The organism is Mucilaginibacter pineti, assembly GCF_900101875.1.
Classification (GTDB): domain Bacteria; phylum Bacteroidota; class Bacteroidia; order Sphingobacteriales; family Sphingobacteriaceae; genus Mucilaginibacter; species Mucilaginibacter pineti.
Genome location: NZ_FNAI01000001.1, coordinates 433,273 through 451,325 on the forward strand (window position 1 = coordinate 433,273; position 18,053 = coordinate 451,325).

17 protein-coding genes are annotated in these 18,053 nt (G+C 42.1%); 6 read left to right on the forward strand and 11 right to left on the reverse strand.

The annotated features are described in order from the left end of the window. Nucleotides 1-10: 10 nt before the first annotated feature. A complete protein-coding gene (gene prmC, locus BLS59_RS01715; RefSeq protein WP_091143227.1) occupies nucleotides 11-904 on the forward strand; it encodes a peptide chain release factor N(5)-glutamine methyltransferase in 894 nt (297 codons plus the stop codon). Between the two features lie 174 nt (nucleotides 905-1,078). On the opposite strand, the gene xerD is transcribed toward prmC, so the two are convergent. Beyond that, on the reverse strand, nucleotides 1,079-1,978 hold the full coding sequence (gene xerD / locus BLS59_RS01720; RefSeq protein ID WP_091143230.1) for a site-specific tyrosine recombinase XerD: 900 nt from the start codon (nucleotides 1,976-1,978) through the stop codon (nucleotides 1,079-1,081). A gap of 42 nt (nucleotides 1,979-2,020) precedes the next feature. On the opposite strand from xerD, the gene aroQ reads away from it, so the two are divergent. Together aroQ and BLS59_RS01730 are read left to right on the forward strand one after the other, a co-directional pair. Then, complete coding sequence (gene aroQ / locus BLS59_RS01725; RefSeq protein WP_091143233.1) at nucleotides 2,021-2,440, forward strand: type II 3-dehydroquinate dehydratase; 420 nt, start codon at nucleotides 2,021-2,023, stop codon at nucleotides 2,438-2,440. 77 nt (nucleotides 2,441-2,517) lie between these two features. Beyond that, entirely contained in the window at nucleotides 2,518-5,061 is a 2,544-nt protein-coding gene (locus BLS59_RS01730) for a mechanosensitive ion channel family protein (RefSeq protein WP_091143236.1), read from the forward strand. On the opposite strand, the gene BLS59_RS01735 is transcribed toward BLS59_RS01730, so the two are convergent. After that, on the reverse strand, nucleotides 5,030-6,124 hold the full coding sequence (locus tag BLS59_RS01735; RefSeq protein ID WP_091143238.1) for a glycosyltransferase family 2 protein: 1,095 nt from the start codon (nucleotides 6,122-6,124) through the stop codon (nucleotides 5,030-5,032). The two genes, BLS59_RS01730 and BLS59_RS01735, sit on opposite strands and share 32 nt — an antisense overlap. Continuing rightward, on the reverse strand, nucleotides 6,121-7,005 hold the full coding sequence (locus BLS59_RS01740; protein ID WP_091143243.1) for a lysophospholipid acyltransferase family protein: 885 nt from the start codon (nucleotides 7,003-7,005) through the stop codon (nucleotides 6,121-6,123). Before BLS59_RS01740 ends, BLS59_RS01735 begins: the two co-directional genes overlap by 4 nt. Before the next feature lie 14 nt (nucleotides 7,006-7,019). Between BLS59_RS01740 and BLS59_RS01745 the strand changes: the two genes are divergently transcribed. Together BLS59_RS01745 and corA are read left to right on the forward strand one after the other, a co-directional pair. Further along, nucleotides 7,020-7,658, forward strand: a complete 639-nt coding sequence (locus BLS59_RS01745) for a WbqC family protein (protein WP_317039728.1) — start codon at nucleotides 7,020-7,022, stop codon at nucleotides 7,656-7,658. Further along, entirely contained in the window at nucleotides 7,659-8,783 is a 1,125-nt protein-coding gene (gene corA / locus BLS59_RS01750; RefSeq protein ID WP_091143250.1) for a magnesium/cobalt transporter CorA, read from the forward strand. A gap of 158 nt (nucleotides 8,784-8,941) precedes the next feature. Here corA and msrA read toward each other — a convergent pair whose 3' ends face one another. Together msrA and BLS59_RS01760 are read right to left on the reverse strand one after the other, a co-directional pair. Continuing rightward, nucleotides 8,942-9,598, reverse strand: a complete 657-nt coding sequence (msrA, locus tag BLS59_RS01755; protein ID WP_091143253.1) for a peptide-methionine (S)-S-oxide reductase MsrA — start codon at nucleotides 9,596-9,598, stop codon at nucleotides 8,942-8,944. Nucleotides 9,599-9,674: 76 nt separating this feature from the next. Next, nucleotides 9,675-9,929, reverse strand: a complete 255-nt coding sequence (locus BLS59_RS01760; RefSeq protein WP_091143256.1) for a DUF3820 family protein — start codon at nucleotides 9,927-9,929, stop codon at nucleotides 9,675-9,677. 116 nt (nucleotides 9,930-10,045) lie between these two features. On the opposite strand from BLS59_RS01760, the gene BLS59_RS01765 reads away from it, so the two are divergent. Beyond that, nucleotides 10,046-10,273 (forward strand): hypothetical protein, encoded by a 228-nt coding sequence (locus BLS59_RS01765; RefSeq protein ID WP_091143259.1) that lies wholly within the window; start codon nucleotides 10,046-10,048, stop codon nucleotides 10,271-10,273. A gap of 195 nt (nucleotides 10,274-10,468) precedes the next feature. Here BLS59_RS01765 and BLS59_RS01770 read toward each other — a convergent pair whose 3' ends face one another. The 6 genes from BLS59_RS01770 to BLS59_RS01795 form a co-directional block, all read right to left on the reverse strand. Beyond that, nucleotides 10,469-11,752 carry an MFS transporter gene (locus BLS59_RS01770; RefSeq protein ID WP_091143264.1) on the reverse strand — a complete coding sequence of 428 codons (1,284 nt, stop codon included), beginning with the start codon at nucleotides 11,750-11,752 and terminating at the stop codon, nucleotides 10,469-10,471. A gap of 22 nt (nucleotides 11,753-11,774) precedes the next feature. Further along, nucleotides 11,775-12,434 (reverse strand): beta/alpha barrel domain-containing protein, encoded by a 660-nt coding sequence (locus BLS59_RS01775; RefSeq protein WP_091143267.1) that lies wholly within the window; start codon nucleotides 12,432-12,434, stop codon nucleotides 11,775-11,777. Beyond that, nucleotides 12,431-13,471, reverse strand: a complete 1,041-nt coding sequence (locus tag BLS59_RS01780) for a sugar kinase (protein WP_091143270.1) — start codon at nucleotides 13,469-13,471, stop codon at nucleotides 12,431-12,433. The genes BLS59_RS01775 and BLS59_RS01780 overlap by 4 nt, the downstream gene beginning before the upstream one ends. Further along, nucleotides 13,471-14,880 carry a glucuronate isomerase gene (uxaC, locus tag BLS59_RS01785; RefSeq protein WP_091143274.1) on the reverse strand — a complete coding sequence of 470 codons (1,410 nt, stop codon included), beginning with the start codon at nucleotides 14,878-14,880 and terminating at the stop codon, nucleotides 13,471-13,473. The genes BLS59_RS01780 and uxaC overlap by 1 nt, the downstream gene beginning before the upstream one ends. Next, the gene (uxuA, locus tag BLS59_RS01790) at nucleotides 14,877-16,076 is read right to left on the reverse strand and encodes a mannonate dehydratase (RefSeq protein ID WP_091143277.1); all 1,200 of its coding nucleotides are present in this window, start codon (nucleotides 16,074-16,076) and stop codon (nucleotides 14,877-14,879) included. The genes uxaC and uxuA overlap by 4 nt, the downstream gene beginning before the upstream one ends. A 281-nt stretch (nucleotides 16,077-16,357) precedes the next feature. After that, nucleotides 16,358-18,043, reverse strand: coding sequence for a sodium/sugar symporter (locus BLS59_RS01795; protein ID WP_091143281.1), 1,686 nt, complete (start codon nucleotides 18,041-18,043; stop codon nucleotides 16,358-16,360). Nucleotides 18,044-18,053: the final 10 nt, after the last annotated feature.

Consider the following 18,053-nt stretch of genomic DNA (forward strand, 5'->3'; position numbering starts at 1 on the left):
ACTTTGTTGCATGATTACTATTAAGGATGTTTTTGAAGATTACAAACAGCTGAACTATATATATACCGTTAATGAAACAGAGGCGCTTAGTCTATTGGCTATCAGTGAAATAACCCAATTATCAAAAGCATCCATCAAAGCATTCCCAGAAAGAGAAGTTAGCAACGACCAAGCCGAAAAACTAAAAAGCATCCTCGCGCAATTACAAACCGGCCAACCAATTCAATATATTTTAGGTGTTACCGAATTTTACGGTTTACCATTTAAAGTAAATCCAAACGTTTTAATTCCCCGTCCCGAAACGGAGGAACTGGTGGAATGGGTGCTTTCTGTGGCCGGAGGTGAAAGGCAAAAGGTGAAAGGCGAAAGGTTGAGTATTTTGGATATTGGCACGGGCAGCGGTTGTATTGCCATCAGCCTGAAAAAAAACTTACCTGAGGCTCTTGTATCAGCAATTGATATATCAGAAGGTGCATTACAAATTGCAAAGGAAAATGCCACTTTAAATGAAGTAGAAGTAAACTTTATCCATGCAGATATTTTAAACTATCCACCCGCACCTCGCACCTCGCTCCCCGCTCCCGAATACCAAATCATCGTCAGCAATCCCCCCTATGTTACTTTGGAGGATAAAAAGCAGATGCACACCAACGTTACCGACTTTGAACCACATACTGCCTTGTTTGTACCCGAGCATGATCCGTTGATATTTTACCGTGCCATTGCCGATTTTGCGTTGGTTAACCTAACATCAGGCGGCTATTTGTTTTTTGAGATCAATGAGAGTTATGGGCAGGAAACCGTTGATCTGCTTGTCGCCAAAGGATTCATCAATATTGAACTTAGGAAAGATATGAGCAGCAGGGACAGGATGATTAGTTCGCAGTTGGCAGTGCGCAGTTAGCACCATAGATTCCACTGATTTCGTCTGAACCGGGATTATGCGGATTTATCAGATTTTTGGATTTTGATCTGCGTAAAAAAATAATTCAATATGATAATTTAATCCTGGCAATCCCTTAATGTTAAAAATCCTGGTTCAGACAAAAATGCAAACTACCTACTTCCAACTGCGAACTCAACTGCGCGGATGAAACTGACTTATGGTACTTTTCAGGTACTCTCTATTCAGGTGGGTATAGATCTCGGTAGTGGTTATACTTTCATGCCCCAGCATTTCCTGTACGGCACGGAGGTCGGCGCCGCCTTCAACCAGATGAGTGGCAAACGAGTGCCTAAACGTATGCGGACTTACAGTTTTCTTTAAGCCGGTTAGCCCTACCAATTCCTTTATCATCAGGAATACATAAACGCGACTAAGTCTTGTCCCTCTGCGGTTTAAGAAAACAATATCTTCCTCACCTTTCTTTATGGGCACGTGTACCCGTAAATTCTCAATCCATATTTTTAAAGCTCTTATGGCTGCACCGCCAATTGGTACCAACCGCTCTTTGTTTCCTTTACCAGTCACTTTTATAAATTCAATATCGAGATAAAGGTTAGATAATTTGAGTTCGGTAAGTTCGGATACGCGCAGACCGCTGCCGTAAAGGGTTTCTAATATGGCTTTATTGCGGGTGCCTTCGGGTTTGGAAAGGTCGATAGCAGCTATCAACTTTTCAATATCTTCATAACTTAATGTATCAGGCAGCTTACGCCTTATTTGGGGAGATTCTAACAGTTCGGAGGGATCGCTTTTAATAATATCCTCCATGAGCAGGTATTTATAAAAAGCTTTTATGCCCGAGAGGATGCGGGCTTGTGAGGATGGAATCATGCCCAGCTCTGCCGCCCAGGTAATAAATTCACGCAGATCGTTTAAAGTAACACTTTCTGGTTTTAATTTAACTTCCTTATTATCAGAATATTGAAATAATTTTTCTATATCCCGGCTGTAAGCTTCAACAGAATTATCGGCCAGCGATTTCTCTAATTTTAAATAAGCCTGAAAGCCCTTTATTGCCGAACGCCAATCCAATTGATTTTAATTTTTTAATGATTTATAGTTAAGTTTGAACCAATGAAGATACAAATTATTAACGGCCCCAATTTAAACCTGCTTGGTGTTCGCGAAAAATCAATATACGGCAACACCAGTTTTGAAAGCTACCTTGAAGAGCTGCGCAAACGCTATGCAAACATCACCATTAATTATTACCAAAGTAATGTTGAAGGCGAAATTATAAACAAACTGCATGAAATTGGCTTTGAATACGATGGCATAGTTATAAATGCCGGTGCCTACACGCACACATCTATTGCTATTGCCGATGCTATAGCTGCCATAAATACGCCTGTTATTGAAGTACATATATCAAACGTTCATAAACGCGAGGAATTTAGGCATACCTCCATGCTGGCCGCCAGCTGCCGGGGTGTTATAGCCGGGTTCGGCATGGATTCATATAGGTTGGCTGTTGAGTATTTGATTGCGGGATAGCATAGCCAATATCGTGAATCTTTTCCAAACGTTTTTGCGTTATTAGTGTTAACTCATTGCTTTCAGCATATTTTAAGATGTATAAATTACCAAGGGTTGCCGCTTTCTGCTTACTGATTGTTTTGTTTTTTTCGAGCGTTGACGTGCTGGCGCAAACCAAAAAGAAAAAAACACATTCGGTAAGGGATTCCCTGCGTGCCTCCATCCTCGCCCGCGATTCGATGATGCGGTCGCTCAAACGATCTGATACATCAACAAACGACCTGCTGCAGCGGGTTGAACAATACACCGCGTCTTTTAACCAGATAAAGGCCAACCTTTCAAAAAATATTGATACCGCCGAGATCAGCAGCACATTGCCCTCGTTCGAAAAACGAATAGCGCTTATTAAATCATTAATTGATAACGATAAATCAAGCACACTACGATATTTATACACCATACGCGATATTTTAACCCGCAGCGACGATCAGCTTGATATATGGCAAGATCAGTTAGCCGATATAAACAGTAAACTTGCCCAAAACAAGGTTACGCTTGATAACATCTCGAAAGACAGTGTTTTAAAGATCCTGCCTGCCGATAGCTCGCTGGCTACAACCTTTCTCATTCAAAAAATAGCTATCGAAAGTAAATACAACAGGCTTGATACCGTTAATAAAAAGCTGATAGTAAAGGTAAGTCTGCTGCAAAATCGTACCTCATCGGTTTATATTGCCATACTTGATCTTAAAGATCAGATAGATCTTAAAATCAGGGAGTTCAGCATTCGCGCTGTATCGGCAGAGTACAGCAACATTTGGGATATGAAAGCCAGCGAAGGCAGCAACTTTGGCGAAGCTGTTTCAAAAACGGCCATCATGAACTCCAAACTATTCAGCTTTTTTGTGAGCCGCGATATTTTAATCCACCTTGCAGGCTGGGTATTGTTGCTGGGTTTTATAGCCTGGGTGTATGCAAGCCGCAGAAAAATATTAAGCGTTAATGATGCTTCAGAAAACATACTCAGCCAATCAAACTACGTGGTTAAGTACCCGGTGATCTCATCGCTGATAGTTACGTTTACGTTGCTGCCCAACTTTTATGATCACCCGCCGGCGGTAGTGCTCGAAACCTTTTTCGTTATCCTGATAAGCGCTATCCTGTTCATGGTAAAAAGGGCATGCCCTAAGGTAATGTATAACTACTTGCTGCAGCTTTATGTTATAACCATAGTTTACTGCCTGAGCAATTTGTTTATACAGGTAACCATTGCCGATAGGGTTGCTGTACTTATTCTTGGTATATTATCGATCTATATCAGTTTAAAACTAATCCCACTGGTACGTAAAACACCCGACGACTTTTTACCTTATACGGGTATTGTACTTAAGTTTTTTGTGTTATTACAAGCGGTATCGTTTATATGCAATGTGTTTGGAAGGTTTAGTCTGGCCAAAATTATAGGCGTAACTGCGGTACACAATCTTTGGCTGGCACTGGCCATGTACTACATGGTGCAGGTAATTATGGAAGCTTTATTTTTACAACTGGAAGCCAGCAAAAAAACAAATAGCTTAACATCATTCATTGATTTTAAACTGCTTAAAAACAAGTTTAAAAGCGTACTTACCGTGCTTACCGGCTTTTTGTGGCTGGTAATGCTTACGCAAAATTTAAGTGTTGAAGATGCGGTATTTACCCATGTTGAAGATTTTTTAAGCGCCAACCGCAGCATAGGCGGTACTAATACCCAGTTTACTTTTCAAAGCGTTATTATTTTTTGCGCGGTTATCTGGCTTTCGTCTATCACATCAAAAATTGTGAGCTACTTGTATGATGTATCGGCCCGGCACCAGAATGATATGGATGTGCTTAAAAAGAAGAATCGCACATCTACCCTGCTTATTCGTATAGGTGTTATAGCCGTGGGCTTTTTCCTGGCCGTTGCCGCATCTGGCGTACCATTGGATAAGATAACCATTATCATTAGTGCTTTTGGTATAGGTATCGGTTTCGGCTTGCAAAATATTGTGAACAACCTGGTATCCGGATTAATACTGGCTTTTGAGAAACCAATACAGGTGGGCGATATTATTGAGGTAGACAGCCGATCCGGAACCATTATGGATATCGGTATCCGCGCAAGCAAAATAGCTACAAGCGATGGAGCCGAAGTGATCATACCAAATGGCGACCTGATATCGCACCACGTAATAAATTGGACACTAAGCAATAACAACCGCCGTGTTGAACTGATTGTTGGCGTGGCTTATGGCTCAGACATTGAGAAGGTAAAAAGCCTGCTAATTGGTTTATTAAGTAACCATGAAGACATTATGACCGAGCCACCACCATCGGTGTTTCTGCATAGTTTAAGTCAGAGTTCTGTTGATTTTCGCTTGTTTTTTTGGGCGGCGGATATCTCTACCTGGTTGTCACTAAAAAGCCGGGTACTTACCGATGTTTACGATACGCTGAACAAAGAGGGAATAGAACTGCCATTCCAGCAGCAGGATATAAATGTGAAGTTTCCACAGGATATGCCTACGCTTAACTTTTCCGTTAAAGAAGAAATTAAAGAAGCTAAAAAAGATAAACCAGACGATACTAAGCCAGATCCCGCGGATTCAGATCAGTAAAACGGGTTATTTTTTTAACAAAGAATTGCCACACTATACTGCCATTGTAAATACCCTTTTTATTCTGAGGTCGGGGTTCTGAGGTCTGAGATCGGAGGTGTGAGGTGTGAGGTGTGAGGTGTGTAACTTCTTCCTTTTTTGATTTTTGAATTTTGATTTTTGACTTAAAAAGGCTCATTACAAACGCCTGGTGTGCCCGGCTTACCGCCCAGGCATCTTTACGCTTGCCCTCGGCTAAAAAGCGGAACAGGGCCAGCAGATCCATCCACATGCGGATATTGATAACCAGGAAGGCCCTCCAAAAAGGCAGGTTCTTTTTAAGCAGTAACAAATTATTCCTGAAGTTAAGATACGTTTTAAAAGGGTTTTCGGCGTTGAGCGTGCCGCCGCCTACGTGGTATATAGTTGATTGCGCGCAGTACATTACCTTATACCCCATGTTCTTCAACCGCCAGCAAAGGTCGATCTCTTCCATATGGGCAAAAAAGTAGTCGTCAAAGCCCCCTGCTAAATCCCAGTATTTCTTTTTAATGAACAGGGATGCACCCGAAGCCCAAAACACCTCGCCCGATTGTTCGTATTGCCCCAGGTCCTGCTCTACTTCGTAAAACATACGGCCGCGGCAAAAGGGATATCCATACGCATCTATAAATCCGCCTGCTGCTCCAGCATGTTCAAAATGGCCTTGCTGTGCGTAAGCTTTTATCTTAGGCGCGGCTATCGCTATCTGGTCGTCGCTTTGCATAAGGCTTATTACAGGTTCTATCCAGCCGGGGGTAACTTCCACGTCAGAGTTAAGCAGGATGTAATAATCGGCATCTACCTGTTGCAGTACCCTGTTGTAGCCACCTGTAAAGCCGTAATTCTCATCGTTTTGTATAATGCGGATAGATGGGTAGTTTTCCTGTAAAAAAGTTATAGAATCGTCTGTAGAGGCGTTATCGCCCACCACAATATCAAGCCCCTGCCAGGTTGAGGCCATAACAGAGGGAAGAAATTGTTTCAGATATTTAGTACCGTTCCAGTTTAAAATAACTACGGCAACTTTTGGTGTATCAATCATTTATGTATATCCTCCGGCTTGAACTTCCACCTGCGGTGCGACCATAGCCAATATTGCGGTTCCTTCCTTATCATTCCCTCCAGGTAATGCACGTGCATATCTGTAAGTTCATGCTCGGCAGTTTGCTTCGGGTTTTCGGTAAGGGGAACCAGCGTATAAGTATAATAACCGCGCTTTACGCGTTTCATGTCGTAAAATACAACGGCGGCATCAATTGTTTTTGATATTTTTTCAATACCCAAAAAAACGGCAGTGGGTTGATTTAAAAAATTGGTAAAATAAGTAACCTCATGCATTACCGGCGTTTGATCTCCTACGAGCACGCTTACGGTTAATTCCTTCCTGTACTCCACCATTTTACGCAGGGTTTGTTTCATGGCTACCGGCTGCCCGCCAAACCGCGACCGGATCTTTACAAAAAACTCATCGAACGTGTGGTTTGATAAGGGTTTGTAAACTATCATGAATCGCTTATCGGTAACAAAATTAAAATTAAGGGCCGCCATTTCCCAGTTGCAATAATGCCCTGCTACGGCAATAATGCTTTTGCCTTTTGCAAAATATTCATGCACCAGTTCGGCATTGGTGGCAACTACCCTTTTCTTGATCTGCTTTTCAGATACGGTGATCATTTTAATGGTTTCTACCATTAAATCGGCAAGGTAACGGTAATATTTGCGTTCTATATTGTGGCGTTCTCCGGCTGTTTTTTCAGGAAAGGCATTGGCAAGGTTTTCCTGTACTACATCTCGCCGGTAATGTGCAACATAGTAGATAATCAGGAACAAAACATCAGATATGAGGTACAAAAACCAAAAGGGCAATAGCGAGGTAAGGTATAAAAATAATATCCCTAACCTTAAAAACCCTTTTTTTATCATTATTTTAACCAATTTTGAACACAAACATAAAATATATGATTGAAAAAGGTGCTGTATTACCTATGTTTTATCTTCCGCCGGTTGAATACTTTGTGCAATTGAACGCATATAAGCCTGATATTGTGATAGAAAGAGAAGAACATTTCCCAAAACAAACTTACCGTAACCGGGCCAACATCTACTCGCCCGAGGGAATCCTTACGTTAACTGTGCCCGTTGCAAAAGGTTCAAAAACACATAGAAAAATTAAGGATGTTAAAATAAGTTATGAATTTGACTGGCAGCGCCTGCATTGGCAAAGCCTGGGGGCATGTTATCGCAAGTCGGCTTATTTTGAATATTATGAGGATGAATTGCAGCCATTTTATGACAGCAAGAAGCAAATCCCCTACCTGTTTGATTATAACGAGCAACTATTAAACCTACTGCTCAAGTTCATCAAAATCAAATCGGAGATAAAATACACCGACGAATATCATCCGGAATATCCGGCCGTTGCAGATTTCAGATCGTCCATCAATCCTAAAAAAGAAACCGAACTGGAACAAAAGCCCTACTTTCAGGTTTTTGAAGAGCGAAAAGGGTTTCTGAAAAATTTGAGCATTGTAGATTTGCTTTTTAACCAGGGGCCGCAAAGTATTAATTATCTATAAATGGAAAGCAGAATTAAACGCGTTCGTTATAATGCACGCCGGCATAGCGGCAATGTGGGCGATAGTCCCGGGCTGGTTGTAATACCCGATGGCGCGCTTAAGCCTATCATCAGCATATTTTCATATAATAAAGATGAGTTGGTAACCTGCGAGGGCAAAGACTTAAAAGACGTATTTAAACAGCTTAAAAAGTGCGATAACCATACCCACTGGATAAAAATAAACGGCCTGGGCGATGTGCAGCTGATTGAAGAATTAGGCACCCACCTTAACATCAACTCATTGGTACTGGAGGATATTGCCAATATTCACCAGCGGCCTAAGTTTGATGAATATGACGATTATGCCTTTAGTACCAGCCGCATTGTGCACTTTAACAGCGAAGAAGAATTGGTGAACAACCAGTTTTCGGCCATTATAAAGGATAACCTCATTATTAGCTTTGAGGAAGATCATGAAGAACGCTTTGAAGCCGTTAAAACCAGGTTAAAGGTTGGTAAAGGTGCTATCCGCACCGCTGGACCTGGCTATATGTGCTATGCGCTTACCGATACCATCATCGATACCTATTTTATGCTGCTTGCCCAAATTGGCGATCGCCTGGATGCTATTGAAGACAAGGTATATACCAGTGCCGATAAAAGTATTATGTTTAGCGCACAACAGCTTAAACGCACGCTTATCATCATCCGCAGGGCAAGCTGGCCCGAACGTGATAAGATCAATGATATGATCAGGTCTGAAAGTCCGCTGATAACACCCGAGGTTAAACTGTTCTTGCGTGATGCTTATGACCATTGCATACAGGCCATGGATTTAATTGAGAACTATAAGGAGGTAACATCAAGTATTATCGATCTGTACCTGTCTATGGTGAGCAACCGCATGAACGAGATCATGAAGGTACTTACTATTATATCGGTAATATTTATCCCCCTCACCTTCATCGCCGGCATCTACGGAATGAACTTTGCCCGGCAGGACGACAAAGGTCATGTAATTAAAGATAACATGCCCGAGCTTTACTGGAACCACGGGTATGTTTACGCGCTTGTGTTTATGTTTTTAATAGCAGTAGCGCAGGTATTTGTTTTTTGGAAAAAGGGATGGTTTAATAAATTGTAAAGAAGAATTAAGATATAAGAATCAGGAATCAAGAGAACAATATGTCATTGCGAGCGTAGCGTGGCAATCTCATAGGATGGGCAGCCAACTTTGCAGTTCCATTAGCGTGATGAGATTGCTTCATTCCTCGCAATGACATATCATATCTTGTTATTATATTACTTCTTAAACTCCGGCTTCAATTCTGCAGCCATCGCTTTCCTGAACTTCATTACTTTGGGAGTTGATACACCTGCAATGTAAGGCTGATCGAGGTGGGTTTTGTAATAGCCCTGGTGATAACCTTCGGCACCATAAAATACGCTGAATGGCACAACCTGGGTTACAATGGGATTACTGTAATGCTTTGAATCATTCACTTTTTTAATGGTAGCTGTTAAAGCTGCTTTTTCCTGCGGTGTGCGGTAAAAAGCTATCGAACGATAATCGGTACCTTCATCCGGCCCCTGGCGATTCAGCGTAGTAGGATCATGCGCAAAAAAGAAAGCGTCGGCCAGTTGATCGTAACTGATAACTTTGGGATCATAATAAACCTGCACAGTTTCTGCATGATTGGTGGTACGCGTACTTACATCTTCATAAGTCGGGTTTTTAGTGTTACCACCCGCATATCCCGAAATAACCTTATTGACGCCTTTAAGTTCAGACATCGCCTCGCTCATGCTCCAGAAACATCCGCCGCCAAAAGTGGCTACGGCTTCATTTGCTTTGGGTTTTGGTACGGCTACTAAGGCATCGCTGCCATTTTGGGCCTGGGTATTGGCACAGCCAACAAAAAGTAAGGCACCTGCAATATATAACATCAGCTTATTCATAATTTATAACGTTTTTGCTTGTTAGTCGTATATACGCAGTAAACCTTACAAGCAGTTGGTCATAAATATGTAAAGGCTAACGCTGAAAGTTGTTACCCTGCCTTAATGATTTACGCACCATGGTAAGGATCTCGCCAAGGCCGTTTGTTTTAATTTCGAAGGTGGTAGATAATAGCATCCCAATTTTATCCTTGGAAAAACCCTTGCCGGCCATCCACTCCAGGTAGTACACGGGTAAATCGGCAATAATAGTACCCTTGTATTTACCATAGGGCATTTTCATTTGTACAATTTCTATAAGTATTTTAGGATCTGGTTGTAAGTTTTCCACGTGGCAAAGTTAATGGAATTTATGCCGATGCTATTTTTTGTGTCGGATATAATTCCTAAAAAAATGAATATAAAACACAAAGCCCCCAAATCCTGTTACTTAATAAATACTAAATTATGGAACAGCAATTTGATGCCGTACTTACCGGCACCGACAGTACAATTGATGGCACTGCCGAAATTATAGCACACGGAAATTATTCAAATGCCTACCGTTTTACCTCGGTAGATGGCACCCTGGATTTGGTTATTGCTAAAAACGAGGATGGCGAATGGATAAGAATAGCAGGCACAGAGCCCTACCTATCCAGCTGGATAGACGAACTGGCAGAACAGATCAGGTAGTTGCCTTTGAGCAAAGATTTTTCGGATCAAAGATCAAGGACTTTCTGAAAAAATGAACCAACAAAAAAGCCATGCAGTTTTAATACCTTGCATGGCTTTTTTTACAATGACCAATGACCAATGACCAATGACCAATGACCAATGACCAATGACCAATGACCAATGACCAATGACCAATGACCAATGACCAATGACCTAATGACCCAAAACTACTTTAGGCCTTAGGAAATACCTGATGATCCAGGCCAGCAGATAGGCCAAACCGCAGAAAATAAATATGAGGTTATAGCCGGTGGTAATGCTGCCGGTTTTCACATAAAAATCAAGCACATAACCAATAATTATCGGGAAGAAAAAACCACCCAGCGAGCCCGCCATACTGCCTATCCCCACTACCGAGCTTACGGTATGTTTAGGGAAAACATCTGATACGGTGGTAAAAATATTGGCGCTCCAGGCCTGGTGGGCTGCTGCCGCCAAACTTATGAGCGCTACAGCCTGCCACATATTGGTTGCATAGCGGGCAGTAACAATAGGGAAAACACAAAATGCAAATATCAGCATTGCCGTACTTCGTGATTTTTGGGCGCTCCACCCCTTTTTTATAAAATATGACGACAGATAACCGCCGCCAATACTCCCTAACGTGGTTGCGGTGTAAATGATAATAAGTGGCAGCGTTGGTTTTTTAAGATCGAGGTGAAAGGTTTTGCTAAAATAATCGGGCAGCCAGGTGAGAAAAAAGTACCAGATAGGATCAGTCAAAAATTTACCAATCACAAACGACCATGTTTGCTTCAGCTTAAACAGTGAACTCCATTTTACTTTTTCCCCGGCTTCGGGCGCAGGGAGTTCGTTATCGCTTAGTATAAATTCATATTCTTTAGGATCGAGCTTTTTTTTACGGGAGGGGATCTCGTAAAATATCACCCAGAAAACCAACCATATAAAACCAAGAGCTCCCGTAATAATAAAGGCCATTTGCCAGCCGTAAGCACCCAATATCAACGGGATAAGTATAGGCGCTGCAACCGCACCAATATTGGCACCCGAATTAAAGATGCCTGTAGCCAGCGCCCGCTCGCGTTTGGGGAACCACTCTGCAACAGCCTTTATGGAGGCCGGGAAATTCCCTGATTCGCCAATACCTAATAAACTCCTTGCTCCAAAAAAGCCAAGTGTAGTTGTGGCCGCCGCGTGTAGCATTGCCGCAATACTCCAAAAAATAATGGAAATAGAAAACCCAAGTTTTGTACCAATTTTATCAATTATCCGGCCCGACAGCAGTAAACTGGCCGCATAAAACAGCTGGAAAGCGGCATTGAGGTAACCAAAGGTGGTATTATCCCAATGAAACTCCTTTTCGAGCGTTGGTTTCAGGTAACTTAACACCTGCCTGTCGAGGTAATTGATACTCGTAGCAAAAAACAGAAGCGAAACTACGGCCCACCTGTAATTTCCAACTTTAGGTTCATTCATTATTGGTTTTGGTTTTAATTGGTTATTTGCTGGTTTGCACCATTTCTAAAAGTTTCACCGTATCATTATAAAGCTGATCGTATAATTTATTTTCTAAAATATGTTTACTAATGAGTTTGCTACCCATGCCTACAGCGCAAACCCCTGCCCTAAACCAGGTGCTGATGCTGTTGATATTCAGCTCGACCCCGCCTGTAGGTATAAACAGCTGCCCCGCAAACAAGTCGCGGATGGATGATACAAACTCGGGGCCTAAAATATTGGCCGGGAATATTTTTATTAAAGCAGCACCACTTTGCTGGGCAAGGTGGATCTCTGTAGGCGTCATACAGCCCGGTATCCATAATAAACCATGTTCATGGGTTATTTTTCCAACTTGGGGATTTATTATTGGCGATACGATGAAATCGGCACCGGCAGTTATAAACGCCGCTGCTTCGGCACCTGTTTTAATGGTGCCTATACCTAAAAGCAAACCGGGCATTTCTTCCTGCTGGGCTTTTTTTAGTACTTTGAAATTCGCCAGCGCAGCAGTACCGCGATTAGTGTATTCAAATATCCGGATGCCTGCTCTGTATAACGCACGGGTTATTTCAAGGCTTACCGTTGCATCTTCATAATAAAACAAGGGTAATGTACCCTGAGTTATAATGGCATTAAGTGCCGTATCTTTTTTGCTCATGGCTTAATTGCGTTAGTGATCTGGGCTGCTGTAAGATTTGTAGCATCGCCCTCAATAAATAGTTTGGTATATGCGGCAGCGGTGGCAAATTCCAATGTTTCCTGAGCATCTAACTGATTGTAGAAACCATATATCAACCCCGCCATAAAACAATCACCGCTGCCTACCTTGTCAAGAACTTTATCGGTTTCGTATTGTTTGGAATGATGTAGTTTATCGGCAGTATACAATGCCGTATAATAATCAATACCCTTTCCTGCGTCAAAGCGGAAGGTATTGGCTACTGCTTTACATTTTGGATATTGCGCCATTATAGCTTGTGATGTTTGCAGGGCCTCTTTTAAATAGATACTTTGCTGTCCCGATTCATGAATATCCGGTGCAACGGGGATACCCAGCATGGTTTCTGCGGCCCATACATTGCCCATTATCAAATCGGCATGTTCAACCAATCCGGGCATTATATCAATGGGGTGTTTGCCATACTTCCATAAGCGGGAACGATAATTAAGATCGACAGAAATGGTAATATTCCGGGCGGAGGCTGCTTCCAAAACTTCGGAACAAACCGCAGCAACATCCTCACTTATTGCGGGGCATATCGCGCTAAAATGAAACCAGCTTACGCCATCCAACACCTTACCCCAATTAACCATATCCGGTTTAAGCCCCGCAAATGCCGAGTTTGCCCGGTCATAGATCAAGGCATTGTTCTTGATATCTTTACCACGGGTGAGGTAGTAAAGGCCTATCCTATCGCCATGTTTGTGAATAGATGAGGTATCAATGTTTTTAGCCCGTAGATAATCATCTATCTGCGTCGAGAGTTCGTTATCCGGCAAAGCCGTAAAATAGGCCGATGGTAATTGCCATAACGCCAATGCGGTAGCTACGTTTAACTCGGCTCCGCCAACAAAAAATGGCAATTGGTTATCATGCAGCCATTGCCCGCTGGCATCCGGACAAATCCTGAGCAGCAATTCGCCAAAGGAAAGTATTTTGCCTTGTGGCGATTTATTTTCAAACGCGTTAGCCATTATGCTTTATCAAAATTAAAATAGTTTTTGGCGTTATAGTAGCAGATATCCTGGATGATCTTACCCGTCCAGCCGATATCGTTGGGCAATTCGCCGTTTTCTATATCGTCGCCAAATAAATTGCAAACTATCCTACGGAAATATTCATGCCGCGGATATGATAAAAAGCTGCGCGAATCGGTAAGCATACCCACCATGCGGCTGATAAGGCCGATGTTTGATAATGCGTTCAATTGTTTTGTCATTCCATCCTTCTGATCTAAAAACCACCATGCCGAACCGAATTGAATTTTACCGGCTACCGAGCCATCGTTGAAATTTCCGGTCATCCCGGCCATCAGTTCGTTATCTGCCGGGTTTAAGTTATAGAGTATGGTTTTAGCCAATTTGTTGTTGATATCCAAGCTATTCAAAAATTTAGAGAGAGATTTTCCTTGCGTAAAATCGCCGATGGAATCCCACCCTGTATCCGGTCCGGCTTGTGTGAAGCCACGGGTATTGTTGTTGCGTAGCGCACCTAAATGGTATTGCTGTACCCAGCCTTTTTCATGATCCCAAAGGGCAAAATGAAATAACAGGGCCGATTTAAATTTCAATACCTCATCGGGCTGTAAAACTTGTTTCCCTCTTATTTTTATAAACAAGGCGGCTATTTCAGTATCGTTATAATCTTCGGCATAAATCTGCTCCAAACCATGATCTGAAAGCTGGCAACCGTTGGCCGCAAAATAATCATGGCGACTTTTCAGCGCCTGTAAATAAGCTTCAAAACTATCAATAGAAATATTGGCAACGGCCTCTAATTGATCTATATAAATATTCAGGTTGTACAGGTCATCGGCGTTCATGGCCTTATCGGGCCTGAATGTGGGCAGCACTTTTACGCCATATTCATCCTGCTTTATTTGTTGATGGTGTTTCAGACTATCCAGCGGATCATCTGTTGTGCATATCACCTCCACTTTTTTATTGAGGATAAGGTTTCGAACACTGTATTGAGGCATATTCAACTTTTCATTGCACCCGGTATAGATTTTTCCGGCAGTTGCGGGTGATAGCAGATCAATAACTCCAAAATAGCGCTGCAGTTCTAAATGCGTCCAATGATAAAGCGGGTTGCGCAATGTATATGGTACAGTGGCGGCCCATTGTTCAAATTTTTCTTTGTCGCTTTTGTCGCCGGTTATATAGGCTTCATTAACCCCGTTGGCGCGCATGGCACGCCATTTATAATGATCGCCATAGAGCCAGATGCTGGTAAGGTTTTCAAAATTAACATCGGCGGCTATCTGGTCGGGCGGTAGGTGGCAATGGTAATCAATAATGGGTAAATCGGCCGCATAGTCGTGGTATAAACGCTGCGCGGTTTTGGTTGTCAACAGAAAATTCTGGTCTAAAAAACTTTTCATGCCTTATCAAATATTGCGCGTTTAATCCCCATTTCCAGGCCCCTTAATTCGGCAAGACCCTTTAACCGGCCAATAGCCGAATAGCCATGGTAGGTTTTATATCTAAAATCGTCAAGCAATTTATGCCCATGATCGGGCCTCATGGGTATGGCTACGTCCGCTCTCCCATTGTTTTGCCGTTTTTGTTGCTCTAAAATGATTTTCTTCATCACCGCGTACATATCAGTGCTGCCGTTCAGGTGTTCGGCTTCGTAAAAACTTCCGTTGGGTTGGCGTTGTACATTACGCAGGTGCAGGAAATGAATATGTTTACCTAATCTTTCAACTATGCCCAGTAGGTCATTATCATCCCTCGCTCCTAATGAACCACTACAAAAAGTGATACCGTTGCTTGGTGAAGGACAAAAATTCACCACATCAGCCAGATCCTGCTCGGTAGATACCACCCTCGGCAAACCCAAAATAGGAAACGGTGGATCATCGGGATGGATGCACATTTTTACACCGGCTTTTTCGGCGGCAGGGATTATTGCTTTGAGGAAATAACCCAGGTTGTTTTTAAGCGCCGTAGCATCGGTATTGCTATATCTTTTCAGGTGTTCTTTAAACTCCGGAATGGTAAGCGTTTTATTTGTACCCGGTAAGCCAGCCATCAGGTTATCGATGAGCTGCGATTTTTCAGCCGGGGTGATGTGGCTAAGATAGTTTTTCGCCGCTTGTTGTTGTGCTGATGTAAAATCATTGGCGGCGCCCTCGCGTTCCAGGATATACAAATCGAACGCGGCCAGGGCATTGGCATCATATCTTAGCGCGGTACCTTTATTGGGGAGCAGAAAATCGAGATCGGTACGTGTCCAGTCTAACACGGGCATAAAGTTATAGCAGACGGTTTTTATGCCCGCAGCAGCCAGATTTTTAAGGGTGATGATATAATTTTCTATATACTTATCCCTATCGGCACCGGCAGTTTTTATGCTTTCGTGAATATTTACACTTTCCACAACAGACCAGCTTAAACCGGCAGTTTCAATCATATTTTTCCGGTCTGTTATCTCATCCAAACGCCAAACATCACCGCTTGGGATATGGTAAAGGGAGGTAACGATACCGGTTGCACCAGTTTGCCCGATAGCCGTAAGCGTAACAGGATCTGACGGACCGAACCATCGAAATGTTTGTTCTAAATTGCTCACCATAGGTTGATGGTACTATAATCAGTTTATACGTTGATGTGGCAAATTACGCATCATTACATCAAGATGAAAACCTTATTTGACAGAATATACTATAACGTTGTAGGAGTTTTACTTTAAATAGCCCCTTTTGTCATCCTGAGCGTAGTGAAAGATCTACTCGCAGACTATGCAATCGAATATCAGATTCTTCGCTACGCTCAGGATGACAATTATTACTTGAACAAAAAGAGCGGCGGGTGATAAACCCGCCGCTCTTTAGTATTCCTTAATAAATTATACTGCTACCAGAATATAGTATAAAGTGCAACAAGTATACCAGTGATGATAAGTGCACCTACAGCAAATGAATTTGTTGTACGGAACATCTTGGTATCAACTTCAAGGCCGTGTGGACGTAAGCCTTTTGAGTTTTCAATCATCGAGATGATGTACATACCAACAACGCAAACTATAAATACAAAACCCATCCTGTCAAGAAAAGGAATTTCATATAGCTTGGTAATACCATCTTTTTGAAGTACCTGTACTGAAAAACCTGTACTTTTTAACCATTCAAGATTGGTATATAAAGGCAATACTTTTAATCCTACCGACATAATAAAACCGCCGATGGTAGCAAATAAAGCCGCGTTTGAAGTTGCCTTTTTCCAGAAGAAACCAAGTATGAACATGGCAAAAATACCCGGCGATACAAAGCCTGTATATTCCTGTATAAACTGGAAACCACCTTTTTTATCGATACCTAAAAACCTGCATAGCAATACACCTAAAACCATAGCTACTACCACAGTTATTTTACCAACGTTAACCAGTTGTTTATCGGTAGCATCCGGACGGATTTTCTTTTTGAAAATATCCAGTGTAAAAATAGTGGCGATACTGTTGGCCTTACCTGCAAGTGAAGCTACAACAGCAGCCGTTAAAGCCGCGAATGATAAGCCTTTAAAGCCAGCCGGCAATAAGTTTAACAATACAGGATACGCATGATCATGATTTTCGGTAATGCTTGCTGTATTTATACTGTCAAACACATTTTGTTTGTACAATACGTAAGCTGCAATACCTGGTAACACTACTATAATAGGCATTAACAGCTTTAAGAAAGCGGCGAATAAAATACCACCACGAGCAGTTTTTAAATCGGCACCTAATGCGCGTTGCGTAATGTATTGGTTACATCCCCAGTAATTTAAGTTCACTATCCACATACCGCCAATTAATACGGTTAAGCCAGGTAAGTCTCCATAGCTTGGGTTATCCTTTTTCAGGATCATGTGGAAGTGGTCGTTGGCCTGCTGGTATAATATGGTTAAACCATTGGTAATACCTTCCTGGTGGTAATGCTCGGCTACTTTGGTAACAGCTATATAGGTAGTTACCAAACCGCCCAATATTAAAAAGAACACCTGTATTACGTCGGTATAACCAATTACCTTCATACCACCCAAAGTGATAATGACAGCAAAAAGTGCCAATAATACAAGGCATAAATTAAAATTAATGCCCGAGATACCGTTGATTGCTACTGCACCCAGGTAAATGATAGAAGTTAAGTTTACAATTACATATAACAATAACCAAAACACCGCCATGATCATTGCTACGGTGCCGTTATACCGCTGATGCAAAAACTGCGGCATTGTAAATATCTTGTTCTTTAAATATACAGGAATGAAAAATACGGCAACAATTATTAAAGTTGCAGCGGCCATCCATTCATAAGTAGATATGGCTAATCCCATTGTAAAGCCATTTCCGCTCATGGCCACAAATTGCTCTGCGGAGATGTTGGATGCAATAAGTGATGCACCTATAGCCCACCAGGTAAGTGAACCTTCTGCTAAGAAGTAATCTTTTGATGTGGCATCAGCGTTATGCTTTCGTTTGTATACCCAGTATCCATAGCAGGATACTATTAAAAAGTACACGATAAATACGATGTAATCACCGTTAGTTAATGTCCTCATTTTTTTGGTT

Coding starts and splice junctions, on each gene's coding strand:
- aroQ (WP_091143233.1), top strand. CDS start 2,021: ATGAAGATACAAATTATTAACGGCCCCAATTTAAACCTGCTTGGTGTT.
- prmC (WP_091143227.1), top strand. CDS start 11: ATGATTACTATTAAGGATGTTTTTGAAGATTACAAACAGCTGAACTAT.
- BLS59_RS01730 (WP_091143236.1), top strand. CDS start 2,518: ATGTATAAATTACCAAGGGTTGCCGCTTTCTGCTTACTGATTGTTTTG.
- BLS59_RS01795 (WP_091143281.1), bottom strand. CDS start 18,043: ATGAGGACATTAACTAACGGTGATTACATCGTATTTATCGTGTACTTT.
- uxuA (WP_091143277.1), bottom strand. CDS start 16,076: ATGGTGAGCAATTTAGAACAAACATTTCGATGGTTCGGTCCGTCAGAT.
- BLS59_RS01770 (WP_091143264.1), bottom strand. CDS start 11,752: ATGAATGAACCTAAAGTTGGAAATTACAGGTGGGCCGTAGTTTCGCTT.
- BLS59_RS01775 (WP_091143267.1), bottom strand. CDS start 12,434: ATGAGCAAAAAAGATACGGCACTTAATGCCATTATAACTCAGGGTACA.
- corA (WP_091143250.1), top strand. CDS start 7,659: ATGGAAAGCAGAATTAAACGCGTTCGTTATAATGCACGCCGGCATAGC.
- BLS59_RS01740 (WP_091143243.1), bottom strand. CDS start 7,005: ATGATAAAAAAAGGGTTTTTAAGGTTAGGGATATTATTTTTATACCTT.
- msrA (WP_091143253.1), bottom strand. CDS start 9,598: ATGAATAAGCTGATGTTATATATTGCAGGTGCCTTACTTTTTGTTGGC.
- BLS59_RS01765 (WP_091143259.1), top strand. CDS start 10,046: ATGGAACAGCAATTTGATGCCGTACTTACCGGCACCGACAGTACAATT.
- uxaC (WP_091143274.1), bottom strand. CDS start 14,880: ATGAAAAGTTTTTTAGACCAGAATTTTCTGTTGACAACCAAAACCGCG.
- BLS59_RS01780 (WP_091143270.1), bottom strand. CDS start 13,471: ATGGCTAACGCGTTTGAAAATAAATCGCCACAAGGCAAAATACTTTCC.
- BLS59_RS01735 (WP_091143238.1), bottom strand. CDS start 6,124: ATGATTGATACACCAAAAGTTGCCGTAGTTATTTTAAACTGGAACGGT.